This window comes from Xanthomonas sp. 10-10, assembly GCF_040182365.1.
In the GTDB taxonomy this organism is placed as follows: domain Bacteria; phylum Pseudomonadota; class Gammaproteobacteria; order Xanthomonadales; family Xanthomonadaceae; genus Xanthomonas; species Xanthomonas arboricola_F.
In genome coordinates this window covers 1362307-1374946 of the sequence record NZ_CP144460.1, presented here as the reverse complement: position 1 = coordinate 1374946, position 12640 = coordinate 1362307, and the positions used below count along the sequence as shown (strand labels likewise).

Genomic DNA, 12640 nt, shown 5'->3' with positions numbered 1-12640 from the left:
CTCCGCTGCGGCTTGCGCCGTTACTGTGAAGGTGGCCGTGCCTGGCCTTGGGATTCGACCCGAGCCGGGTCGCTTTCTCCGCCGCGAACCTGCGCCGGATCGATATTGGCCGGCATCGCCTGCGCCGGATTGCGTCCGTCGCTGGCGGCGTTGCCGGGTTTGCCGAGCGCCCGCGACACGGTGTCGCTCAGTCCGGACCCGGACAGCATTTTGCCCAGGTCCGCATTATCGCCTGTCGAAGGCAACTTCCCCAACTCCGTGGGCAGGTTGCCCAGTTCCATGGATGGCATGTCCATCGACGGCATGCGCCAGGCCGGCAGTTGCGCTCGCATCCAGCCGGCACCGGGCTGCAGGATCGGCAGCAGCACCGATTGTCGCCACGCCGCCTCGCGCGGCAATGGCGTGAAGCCCATCAGCAGCACCAGCACGCTGGCCAGAAACCCGCCGCGCACCACGCCCAGACCGAACCCGAGCATGCGGTCGGTCCCGCCGAGCTTGACCGCATCCACGCCGGCGCGAATGACCATGCCGATCACCGCCACACTGATCAGCACGCCGACAAACACCATGGCGTAGCCGCCGAACGACTCGGTGGCCGACGGATGCTTGCCATCGGCCAGCCAGCGCGCGGCCGAGCCGCCAAACAGGAACGTAGCCCAGCCCGCCAGCAACCACGACAAGGTGCCGACCACGATCGCGACGAAGCCGCGCAGCAGGCCCAACAGCGCCGACACCAGAATGATGACGCCCAACACCATGTCGATCATTGGCGAGGTCTCCGCGCGGCGCGTACGCCGGTCCAACGTGGCTTGCTGATCATTGCCTTCCCCTCCGTGGGCGTGAAGCTGTCGAAACTGCGGGTGTGTCCGAAAGACGCCAGCGCTGATCATCCGCCTCTTCGGCGCCTGCAACACGTGGACCGGACGCGTGGCTCACGCCGATTCGCACCGCTACCGCAGACGCCAGGCGGCGCGGCAGGTCGAGAGCATCTCTAAGGATGCGGACGCACCATGCCGGAAATACCGACCTTGGCCGCCACCTGCGCGCGCAACTGCTCGGCATCGCCACGATTGGCGACCGGGCCGACGCGCACGCGGTTGAGTGCGCCCTTGTCGGTGCGGACCTGTTCGACGAAGGCGCTGAAGCCGGCAGCGCGCACGCGGTCGCGCAGGGCATTGGCATCTTCGGCGCGGCCGAACGCGCCCAGCTGCACCGCAAACCCGACACCGCTTGCGGCAGGAGCCGCCGGCACGGTGGGTGCGGCCGCAACCGGTTTTGCCGGCTCTGGCTTGGCCGGTTCCAGCTTGGCAACGTCAGGCTTGGCCGGCGCCGGTTTGGGCGCTTCGGCCGGCTTGGGAGCGGCGACCGGCTTGGCCGGTTCCGGTGGCAGGCTCTCGGTCTTGGGCGCGGCAGGCGCGCTGGCGGCGGCCACGCTGCTGCCAGGCTTTGCGGCCGGCGCAGGCGTCAGCGTCGGCGTGGCAACCGGCGCCGGTGCGGAAGCGTTGGCGTCCAGCGTCACCACCTGCGCGTTGACGTCGCTGCGCACCTTCACTGCCTGCAGCCGCGCCGATTCGGCCTGGGCCTGGTCGGCATACGGCCCCACGCGCACGCGCCAGGCGGGGCGACCATTGATCTGGGTCTTCTCGCTGAAGCCGGGCAGCTGCGCCTGCTTAAGCCGCGCGATCACCGCATCGGCATCGGTGCTGGTGGCATACGCGCCAAAATTCACCGCGTAGTTGCCGGCCGCCACTTCCGGCGCGGACGGGGCGCTGGAGGGGTTGGCCAGATCGGCGGCGTCCGGGTTGTCCTGCACCGCGGCCGGCGCGCTGGGGGCACCGGCCATGCCCAGCGCGCCACCCGCAGGCGCATTGCCCGGGGTGACCAGCGGCAATTCGCGGGTTTCGAACTCGCCATTGCCGGGCGCGGCAGGCGCCTCCAGTGGCACATCGGCCACACCGCTAGACGGCGCGGGGCCCTTGACCAGCATCGGCAGGAAGATCACGGCAAGCGCCACCAGAACGATGGCGCCAATCAGTCGCTGTTTCAGAGCAGTGTCCACAGTAAAGAGCGCTACAGGCGTGGCGGGGTGCCGCGGCGATTATAAGGCCGGCGCCACCTCGCCGACCCTAGTGGGCTGAACGAAGTGCGTTCAGCGCGTCGGCAACGGTATGAAACGAGCCGAACACCAGCACGCGGTCCCCGGGCTTTGCTGCTGCCAGTACCGTGCGCAGTGCGCTTGCGACGTCGCGCTGGCGCGGCGCCTGCGCCGCAGCGCTGCCCTGCAGGCGCTGCTGCAAGGCCTCGGCCGACTGCCCACGTACGCCTTCCAGCCCGGCCAGCGTCCAGTGGTCGATCTGCGCGGCCACCGCCTCCACTACGCCCAGCACGTCCTTGTCTCCCAATGCGGCGTAGATCGCATGCGTGCTGCCGGCATGCGCCTGCGCGCCGAGTGCATCGGCCAGCGCGCGCGCGGCCTGCGGGTTGTGGCCGACATCCAGCAACACCTGCACGCCATCGACGTCGATGCGCTGCAGGCGCCCGGCCACCTGGGCGTTGGTGATGCCCTGCGCCCAGGCAGCAGCGGGCAGTTGCACCGGCAATGCCTGCAGCGCGGCGATCGCTGCGGCCGCATTGGCCAGCTGCACCGGCGCGTGCAAAGCCGGCATCGGAAGCTCCAGGGTCACCGCGACATCGCGCCAGCGCCAGTGCTGCGCGTTGGGGTGCGGTGTGTCGATCGGCTCGAAGAAATAATCGCTACCGGCGCGGATCGCGTTGGCGCCCAATTGATAAGCAAGCCGCAACACGCTCGACGGCGGGTCGATCTCGCCCAGCACCACCGGTTTCCAGGCACGAATGATGCCGGCCTTCTCTGTGCCGATCGCCTCGCGGTCTTCGCCCAGCCAATCGGTGTGATCGATATCCACGGTGGTGATCACCGCCACATCCGAATCGATGATGTTCACCGCATCCAGGCGACCGCCCAGGCCGATCTCCAGCACCGCCAGATCCAGACCGGAGCGCTGCAACAGCCACAACGCGGCCAGTGTGCCGTACTCGAAATAGGTCAGTGCGGTCTGGCCGCGCGCCACTTCGACGGCTGCGAATGCATCCACCAGTTGCGCGTCGCTGGCCTCGCTGCCATCGATACGCACGCGCTCGTTGTAGCGCAGCAGATGCGGCGAGGTGTAGCTGCCCACCTTCCAGCCGGCCGCCCGCCCGATCGCCTCGATAAAGGCCACGGTGGAGCCTTTGCCGTTGGTCCCGCCTACGACGACGACATGTTTGGCCGGCGCTTCAATCTGCAACCGCGCAGCGACCTCGCGCACGCGCTCCAACCCCATCGCGATGCTGCTGGGGTGTTGTTGCTCGATGTAGACGAGCCAGTCGGAGAGAGAGTTCGTTGCGTTCATGGGGAGGGCTGCGCAGAGTAGGGGCACATTATCGCCATGTGCGCGTGCGCATCGCACGCCACGTTGGCGCTTTATGCCTCGCGAATGCTTGGTCAGACCGATGCACGGCAGGGCGCGTCATCAATTCGCACAGGCGATATGCGTCGCGTGACATTGACGGCTGTTTGGACTTACCGGCGACAATCCATGTTGGAGACACCAATTGCCAGAAAAACCAGGCATTCGACCACTCATTGCGGCCCGTAGATCTCAGTGACCCGCGCACCCAAGACCGAGCGTTGCCCTTTCAAGGTTACCGCGATCTGCTGCTCTGGGTAGCGGAGGTACAGCTCCTCCTTGATGCAAAGATGATCTGGAAACGCATGATCAATCGGACCACCGCGCAATTGATATTCGCAAAAATCGCTTTTCGACTGATGGTAGGTCTGCATGAGATATGCCTCCTCGAACGTCGTCCCCACCAGCAATGTCACCCCCCAAGGGATGGCTTTTGCCAGAAACAACCAGGAGAGAAAGCCCATCATTACCGGCATCCCGAGGAACATAAAGACTTTAAGGACGTGCCCGCCACCATCCATGTCTGTTGGTCGACCTAAGCGACGGTTACGCCTACGCAGCAGCACCGTTAGCGCGATACCCATCACCAAGGCCGGCCACTTCCAATAGCGCCCCTGAAGGAACTCGACGGGGATAAATGTGGCGAACAAGCTCGGCGGAATAAGCCCAAGCATCACGAAGATAGAGGCAACCTTCATCAAAGCGAACAGCTTTGTTTTCACCGAACTGATCCCTCAGACGTATGCGCATGCTGCGCAGCGGCCAACAAACGCTGAAGACCGAGACCAGACACCCCTCTTCAAACGTGCAAATTTAAAGAGGACGCCTGGATTGCAAGCAGCAATGCATGGAAACCCATCTCGAGCACCTGAATGTTGGCAGCGTGAAAGCTATAAGAGTTATTCCTGAGCGCAACACGCCACCACCAAGGCTACAGCGCCCGATGCTTGGCTTCACCGAAAAACGGGGTGTGATGCGCGCAGTCGTTGAGGCGCACCACTTCCAGGTGATCGACATCGTCGCCTTCGAGCAGGTTGAGCGTGGTCGGGGCCTGGCGGAAGCTCCACAGCTTGGACAGCGGCAGGCCGAGGATCTTGCACAGGATCACGCGGTTGACTGCATCGTGCGCGACCACCAGCAAGGTGTCGTCGGCGCCCAGGCCGTCGGCGGCGCGCGCCAGGCCGCGCCAGCTGCGGTCCAGCACCTGCCGCAGCGATTCGCCGCCAGGCATCAGCACGGTATCGGGCTCTTCGCGCCAGGCGCGCAGACGCGCCGGATCCTTGTCGTTGATCTCGCTGGCCAGCAGGCCTTCCCACTCGCCATGGGCGATTTCCTGCAGGTCCGGATCGGTCTGCAGCAAGCTTTCGCGCGATGCGCCCAACGCAGCCTTGGCTGTGGCCTGCGCGCGCGACAGCGGCGAGGCGACCGCACGGGTGATCTGCAACGCCTGCAGCCGCTCGCCCAACGCGCGTGCCTGGCCTTCGCCCACCGGCGACAGCGGAATATCGATCTGGCCCTGGTAACGGCCTTCGGCGTTCCACGGCGTCTCGCCGTGACGAGCAAGCAGGATGCGCATGCGCTGAGAGTTCCTTGGGGGGAGGGGCCGGCACGCCGCGGCGAAACCGGACCGCATCATAACCGCTCCCACTCGTTCCCTCTGCGCTTGCGCGCACGCCCTGCTCTTCCGACGGCGCTGCGTGCCTGCGATGCCCTGCTGCGCCCCGCCCCCGGCTGGCCTCCGGCGCTGACGCACCGCACTGCCGATCGCGGGAACTTGGCGACGTGTCGAGGCCGGCATGCTGCCGGCATGTTCAACATGGAGCTCGGCATCCGGGGTGATCGCCGCGCGCAGCGAACCGCACTGCCGCGCGCACCGCGCAATTCTTGTGCGCTGTGCGCGACGCGATACGGTCGCAACACCGCGCCGACCCAGCCGTCGCCCAGTGAATCAGGCGTGCTCAGGCGCGACCGAGCGCCGGGTCGCTGCGGCTGGGGCTGCCGGTCTCCAGGTGACCGGCCAGACGCCGCCGGAACGCGCCGCCCGGTTGCTCCACGACCACGTCGTACCAGTGGTCGCTGGCGGCCAGCGGCAGATGCAGCACCTGGCGCTGACCTGCGGAAAGCTGCAGCGCGCGCGGGACAGGATCTGCGTGGTCCAGCGCACGCAGGTGCAAGGTGCAGGGCCGTTGCCCGGCGTTACCGATCTCCAGCACCAGCGTGCCGCCATCCTGACGCGCTTCGACCCACGGCGCTGCCGCTGCTTGCGGCGTGGTCGCCAGCTCGCCGGCAAATTCGCGCAGGAATCCGTTCGGCCCGTGCACGCGCAACCCATACGCGCCGTCGTGCGCGGCACCCACCGGAACGTCATCGAGCCGGGTACCAGGTAATACCGTGTAGTACCACGGCCCGCCAGTGGGAGCACTGGTGTAGACGTTGAATGCAGCCGCAGCCGTGCCGGTGTTGACGAACTGCAACTGCAGCGCGCCATCGCCTTGCGCGCGCGCGTGCACCTGCAAGGCATACGGCAACGCACGCGCCGGACGTTGGCCGGGCTCCTGTCGCGGCATGACGGCCTTGGTCGGCGGCACGGGCAATGGTTTGTCGCGTGCCGCCGCCGTGCGTGTGCGGTAGTCGTCGATGGACGGCAGTGCGCTCAGCGCCGAATCGTCGGGCTTGCGGAAATCGAACACGCTAGTGAGATCGCCACTGACCGCGCGACGCCACGGGCTGATATTCGGTTCGGCCACACCGAAGCGACGTTCCAGCAGGCGCAGCACCGAGGTGTGATCGAACACCTGCGAATTGACCCAGCCGCCGCGCGTCCATGGCGAAATCACCAGCATCGGCACGCGGATGCCCAGGCCCACCGGCACGCCGTTGTAGGCCTCGCCGCGCACATCGACATTGCTGCGGCCCATGCGCGCGTCCAGCGCCGGCAGCGGCGCCGGCACATGATCGAAAAAGCCGTCGTTCTCGTCGTAGTTGATGATCAAGGCCGTCTTCGCCCAGACGTCCGGATTGGAGGTCAGCGCATCGATCAACCGCGACACCAGCGACTCGCCGTAGGCCGGCGGCGCTTCGGGGTGTTCGCAATAGGCAGTCGGCGGAATGACCCACGACACCTGCGGCAGGCGATTGCCCTGCACGTCGGCAGCGATTGCGGCGATCAGGTGATCGGCCTGCGTGCTGGCGGCGTTGTCCGCGGTGGATCCGGGGACACAGGCACGCGCGCGGCGATAACGTTCGTCAGCTGTGTCCAGCCCGCGGTAGTGCGCAAAATACGCCAACGAGTTGCAGCCGAAGTTGTCGTATTCCTGATACACCCGCCAATCGATGCCGGCCGCCTGCAGACGCTGTGCGTAGGTGGTCCAGCCCATCGCCGCATAGCCGGGTTTGTCGCGCGCCATGTCGGCGGTCCAGTTGCCGTCATCGGCGTTGCTGGCCACCTGCGCACGGGTGTCGCCCACGCTCAGACCGCTGGTGCCGGTGAACAGATACATGCGATTGGGATTGGTCGGCCCGTGCATCGAGCAGAAGTAGCCGTCGCAGATGGTGAACGCATCGGCGAGCGCGTGGTAGTACGGAATGTCCTGACGTTGGAAGTACCCCATCGTCAGCTCGCCCTTGTACGGCACCCACGCGTCGTATTCGGCCCAGCGCGCCGGATCCTGCCCGTGGCCGGCTTTCCACGAATGATCCAGGCTTTTGATCAATGGTGCGCTCGTGGTTTGCGTATCGAACGCAAACGGCAGCAGCCGTCGTCCATCGGCCGCCGGCTGACTCCACACCGGCTGGCCGTCGCGCAACTGCAGCGCATGCGGATCGCCGAACCCGCGCACACCACGCAACGCGCCGAAGTAATGGTCGAACGAACGGTTTTCCTGCATCAGGATCACCACGTGTTCCATATCGCGCAGCGTGCCGGTACGCGCATTGGCCGGCAATGCCAGCGCGCGACCGATCGACGACGGCAATGCCCCGGCAGCGGTGAGCGCAGCGACGCGCTTGAGGAAGTCGCGGCGCGAAGAAGATGACGTCATGACGAAAGATCCTGCAAAGGTCGGTGACGTGCAGCGCGCACGGCGGCCGCACACGTTACGTATAGCGGGCCTGCGCGACAGTTTTGCGACAGCCACCGTCATCAATGTTTCATGAGCCCTTGACACCCTGCGTCGCGAAACGCCGGTCTTGCACCGTGCGTCCGCCCTCAGCCGTGCTCGAACAGGACTCCCCCATGACTTCCGCCCGTCGTTTCCATGTCACGCCACTGGCACTCGCCCTCGCCGCGCTGCTCCCCGTCATCTCGCACGCCGCAGAACCCGTCGCCAGCGCAGCCGATGCACCGGTGACGCCTGCCGATGCCGCGGGCAACGCGACCCAGCTGGATGCGATCAACGTCGTCTCGCAAGGCAGCACACGGCAGGTGCAGCGGATCAGCCGGCAGGACATCGAACAGCTGACGCCGGGCAGCAGTGCCTTCAAGGCGGTGGAAAAACTGCCCGGCGTGCAATTCCAGTCCGCCGATCCGTTCGGCACCTACGAGTGGTCCACGCAGGTCACCTTGCATGGCTTCGACCAGAGCCGCCTGGGCTACACGCTCGATGGCATTCCCTTGGGCAACATGAGCTACGGCGTCACCAACGGCCTGCACATCACCCGCGCCATCATTTCCGAAAACCTCGGCTCGGTGGAGATCGCACAAGGCGCCGGCGCGCTCGGCACCGCATCCAACACCAACCTCGGCGGCACCATGCAGTTCTACTCCGCCGATCCGCAGACCACGCCCGGCGCGCGGCTGGTGCAGACGGTGGGCAGCGATGCCACGCGACGCACCTTCGTGCGCGCCGATACCGGCGATCGCAATGGCTTGTCGGCCTATCTGTCCTACGCCAATGCCACCACCGACAAGTGGAAAGGCTTCGGCGATCAGCAATCCGAACAGGCCAACCTCAAGACCGTCTACCAATGGGGCGAGGGCAATCGCCTGAGCCTGTTCCTGGATACCTCGCGGCGCAAGGAATACGACTATATGGACCTGTCGTTGACCAGCCAGCGCGCACTGGGTTGGGACTACGACTACCTGCAACCGGATTGGGCCACCGCCGTACAGATGGCGCGCGCCTACCAGACCACCGGCGCGACCAGCGGTGTGGCCAACGGCTACCCGCAATCGCTGGCCGTGCTGCCCAGCGATTACAGCTGGCTCGATGCCAGTTATTACGCCGGCGGCGGCCTGCGCCGCGACAATCTTGCAGGCCTGTCGGGCACGTTCGTGTTCGGCGGTGCAACCCTGGATGCCGCAGGCTATTACCACGCCAATCGCGGCGAAGGACAATGGGTGACGCCGTATGTCGTCACCTCGGCGCAGATCCCGGTGTCGATGCGCACCACCGACTATGGCCTGGACCGTTTCGGCGGCACCAGCGCACTGAAGTGGTCGTGGGGCAATCACGATCTGGAAGCCGGCGTGTGGGCCGAGAATGCACGCACCACGCAAGGGCGCAATTACTTCGCGCTGGGCAATGAGGGCTACACCTCGCTGTACAACGTGTACGAAGCGCAGACGCCGTTTCGCCGCGATTTCCTGCAGCGTTACACCACCCAGACCCGCATGCTCTACGTGCAGGACACCGTGCGCCTGCTCGATGACCGGCTGACGTTGAACTACGGCGCAAAGGCGCTCAACACCACCACGCGCGCGCAGTCGCTGGTGCCCACCACGTCGCTGGCGCAAGGCCGCATCCGCGCCGAAGACGGCTTCCTGCCGCAAGTGGGCGTGAACTACAAACTCGACGAACGCCAGGACGTCTATGCGTCCTACAGCAAGAACATCGCCGCCTTCGGGTTCACCCCGTTCGCCACCTCGCAGGCCGCGTTCGATCGCAGCCGCTCCACGCTGGAGCCGGAAGAGTCGCAAACCGTGCAAATGGGGTACCGCATGCAGGACGAGCAATTCCAGCTCTCGGCCGATGCCTACTTCACCAAGTTCTCCAACCGCCTGCTGACCACCTCGCCGTGCACCGCGGTGCAGACCTGCGCCTCGATCCTGAGCAATGTCGGCGCAGTGCATAGCGCCGGCGCGGATCTGGCGCTGATGTGGCGCCCGACCGAAGGCCTGAGCTGGTTGAACTCGCTGTCGTGGAACCGCTCGCGTTATCAGGACGATTACCTCAACAACGGCGTGGTCGCGACCTCGGGCAAGGACGTGGTGGGCATTCCCGCGTTGATGTTCTCTTCCAGCGCCAGCTACCAGTTGGGCAACCTGCGCCTGGACCTGGACGGCAAGTACGTGGACAAGCGCTACATCACCTTCCTCAACGATTCGCAGGTGCCTTCGTACTGGCTGTTCAACGCCGGGGCGCGCTACGACTTCGGTCGCGTGGGCGGCGTGGCAGATATTGCCCTGGCCCTGAACATCACCAACCTCACCGACAAGCGCTACTTTGCCAGCACCGGCACCAACGGTTACGTTGCCTCCGATCCGGACGGCTACAACCAGACCATGGTGGTGGGTGCGCCACGCCAGTACTTCATGAGTCTGGACGTGAAGTTTTAAGCGCTCTGCACCAGCGGAAGGCGCCCTCATCCGGCGCTAAGCGCCACCTTCTCCCGCGCGCGGGAGAAGGCATGCCGACGGTGCCCCGGCGCCGTGAGCCGGCCTGCGGCACCCTTTCCCGAGACTGTACGTTCGCTCGGCTCGGCTCGGCTCGGTTCAACTCAACTCAACTCGACTCGGCTTGCTCGGCTTGTCCGGCTTGTCCGGCTTGTCCGGCTTGTTCGGCTTGTTCGGCTTGTTCGGCTCGTTCGGCGTAGCCGCCTTCAGGTTTCATCCGCTTTCTGTCCGCCCTGCCGTTTCTTCTGCCTTCCCTGCGTGGCGGCTTCCCTGCGTGCTGGCCTGCCTGTTTCTCGAAGTCCCTGCCCTTCCCCGCCTGCGCGGGACTGCCCGAAGGGCGGATGGGGCACCCGCCTGGCATCAGACGCAGGCTTTCTGCCAACAACCCAGCGCCACCGTCACTCCCCACCCGGGCTGCACGCACCAACGCAGATCGTTGTTCTTGCACCGCCACATGGCACCGGCCTCACCCCGCATATAATCGCCGGCTTATCTTTCACTCAGCAGGCCCCGCCAGATGGCGCAGACGATGAAGGCGCTGGTCAAGCGCGAAGCAAACAAAGGCATCTGGCTGGAGCAGGTTCCCGTGCCCACGCCCGGCCCCAACGAGGTGCTGATCAAGCTGGAAAAGACCGCCATCTGCGGCACCGACCTGCACATCTACCTGTGGGACGAGTGGAGCCAGCGCACCATCACCCCCGGCCTGACCATCGGTCATGAGTTCGTCGGCCGCGTGGCCGAGCTCGGTTCGGCGGTGACCGGCTACCAGGTCGGCCAACGCGTCTCGGCCGAGGGCCATATCGTCTGCGGCCATTGCCGCAACTGCCGTGGCGGCCGCCCGCACCTGTGCCCCAACACGGTCGGCATCGGCGTCAACGTCAACGGCGCCTTCGCCGAATACATGGTGATGCCGGCCTCCAACCTGTGGCCGATCCCGGACCAGATTCCTTCGGAGCTGGCGGCATTCTTCGACCCCTACGGCAACGCCGCGCACTGCGCGCTGGAGTTCGATGTCATCGGCGAAGACGTGCTGATCACCGGCGCCGGCCCGATCGGCATCATTGCCGCCGGCATCTGCAAGCACATCGGTGCGCGCAACGTGGTGGTCACCGACGTCAACGACTTCCGCCTCAAGCTGGCCGCCGACATGGGCGCCACGCGCGTGGTCAACGTATCCAATACTTCGTTGAAGGACGTGATGAAGGACCTGCACATGGAAGGCTTCGACGTGGGCCTGGAGATGAGCGGCAACCCGCGCGCGTTCAACGACATGCTCGACTGCATGTACCACGGCGGCAAGATCGCCATGCTCGGCATCATGCCGCGCGGCGCCGGCTGCGACTGGGACAAGATCATCTTCAAGGGCCTCACCGTGCAAGGCATCTACGGCCGCAAGATGTACGAGACCTGGTACAAGATGACCCAGCTGGTGCTGTCCGGTTTCCCGCTGCAAAAAGTGCTGACGCATCAACTGCCGATCGACGACTACCAGAAAGGCTTCGACCTGATGGAAGAAGGCAAGGCCGGCAAGGTCGTGTTGAGCTGGAACTGATCGGCCGGCGGTGAGAAACGCAAAAGGCGCCCCAGGGCGCCTTTTGCATGTCGCGTGTTCGATGTCATACAGCTGCGTCATGCATGGCAGCCGTCGCCCGCCACGCATGCGCCAGCCACGCGCCTAGCGCATCGCACTCACGGCCAGGTGACGGTTGCGGTGGCCACCAGATGGTTCTGCGAATTCTGCCGCCCGAAGCCGAACTCGGCCGCTTCGCTGGTGTCGTAGTAGCCCACGGTCAGACCCAACGGGCCGAAAGTCTTGCCCACATTCACGCCGAAGTCGTTGTAGTCGTGGTCCACCTGGCTCAGCGCCGAGGTGTAGATGCTGTGCCCGGCGTGCGCGCCAACGGTGAAGTCATGCGGCAACGCCCAGTTGGCGTCCAGCGCGTAGTAGTACCCGTCGGTCTCGGTGCCGTACAGATCATTGGTGTAGGCAAGGGTCAGGCTGTAGGTCTTCAGGAACGTGGTCTTGGTGATCAGCTCGGCGTAGTTGGAGGCACCGGCGCCCAGGTACTGGTAGCGGTTCACCATCACATCGAGATTGAAGTTGGCGCTCAGGTCGGTGTTGTAGCCGACAAAGCCGTCCACTTCCCAATCCGGATCGCCGGCGCCGTAATCGACATTGGAGGTCCAGGTACCGACGTAGAAGCCATACGGCAACTTGTAGGTCAGCCCGGCCTGGAACGCGGGTTCTTCGTTGGTCTGCGAGATACCGCGGAACAGGTAATCGCTGGTCACCGCAAAGGTACCGCTGAGTGCCGAGGCGGGCTGTTCGTCCTGTGCCTGTGCAAGCGGCACCACACCCAATAGCAACAACGACAGACAACTAGCGAGCGGGGAAAGCTTCATGGGCATCTCCTGAGACGATGGGCGGTCGGTTGGCGAGCGAGGACTGCACAGACTTCTTAGTCCAACTGTGATTGCAGCGCAACATAAATGCCGCGCTCGCTTGATCGAGCGCACATCCGCAAGGCCGATGCGCTGGTCAGATCTTCGTCTCATCGAC

Annotated in this window: 9 protein-coding genes; 2 read left to right on the top strand and 7 right to left on the bottom strand. The window is 65.3% G+C overall.

Annotation, left to right across the window (positions count from 1 at the left end):
* Positions 1–20 precede the first annotated feature (20 nt).
* The 6 genes from VZ068_RS05870 to VZ068_RS05845 all read right to left on the bottom strand — a co-directional run bounded on the left by VZ068_RS05870 (position 21) and on the right by VZ068_RS05845 (position 7507).
* Entirely contained in the window at positions 21–767 is a 747-nt protein-coding gene (locus VZ068_RS05870; RefSeq protein WP_259166297.1) for a CvpA family protein, read from the bottom strand.
* Positions 768–991: 224 nt separating this feature from the next.
* Complete coding sequence (locus tag VZ068_RS05865) at positions 992–2059, bottom strand: SPOR domain-containing protein (protein WP_349657140.1); 1068 nt, start codon at positions 2057–2059, stop codon at positions 992–994.
* A gap of 67 nt (positions 2060–2126) precedes the next feature.
* Positions 2127–3410, bottom strand: a complete 1284-nt coding sequence (gene folC / locus VZ068_RS05860) for a bifunctional tetrahydrofolate synthase/dihydrofolate synthase (protein WP_349657139.1) — start codon at positions 3408–3410, stop codon at positions 2127–2129.
* A gap of 230 nt (positions 3411–3640) precedes the next feature.
* Positions 3641–4189: a hypothetical protein gene (locus tag VZ068_RS05855; RefSeq protein WP_259152839.1), complete on the bottom strand. Its 549-nt coding sequence runs from the start codon at positions 4187–4189 to the stop codon at positions 3641–3643.
* A 209-nt stretch (positions 4190–4398) separates the two neighbouring features.
* Entirely contained in the window at positions 4399–5043 is a 645-nt protein-coding gene (locus VZ068_RS05850; RefSeq protein ID WP_005993981.1) for a histidine phosphatase family protein, read from the bottom strand.
* 382 nt (positions 5044–5425) lie between these two features.
* Positions 5426–7507: a phospholipase C, phosphocholine-specific gene (locus VZ068_RS05845; RefSeq protein ID WP_349657138.1), complete on the bottom strand. Its 2082-nt coding sequence runs from the start codon at positions 7505–7507 to the stop codon at positions 5426–5428.
* Positions 7508–7611: 104 nt separating this feature from the next.
* Here VZ068_RS05845 and VZ068_RS05840 point away from each other — a divergent pair, with 104 nt between their 5' ends.
* Together VZ068_RS05840 and tdh are read left to right on the top strand one after the other, a co-directional pair.
* Positions 7612–10023 carry a TonB-dependent receptor gene (locus VZ068_RS05840; RefSeq protein WP_349657137.1) on the top strand — a complete coding sequence of 804 codons (2412 nt, stop codon included), beginning with the start codon at positions 7612–7614 and terminating at the stop codon, positions 10021–10023.
* A 574-nt stretch (positions 10024–10597) separates the two neighbouring features.
* Positions 10598–11632, top strand: coding sequence for an L-threonine 3-dehydrogenase (tdh, locus tag VZ068_RS05835; RefSeq protein WP_349657136.1), 1035 nt, complete (start codon positions 10598–10600; stop codon positions 11630–11632).
* Positions 11633–11769: 137 nt separating this feature from the next.
* On the opposite strand, the gene VZ068_RS05830 is transcribed toward tdh, so the two are convergent.
* Complete coding sequence (locus VZ068_RS05830; RefSeq protein ID WP_259152832.1) at positions 11770–12483, bottom strand: TorF family putative porin; 714 nt, start codon at positions 12481–12483, stop codon at positions 11770–11772.
* Between the last annotated feature and the right edge of the window lie 157 nt (positions 12484–12640).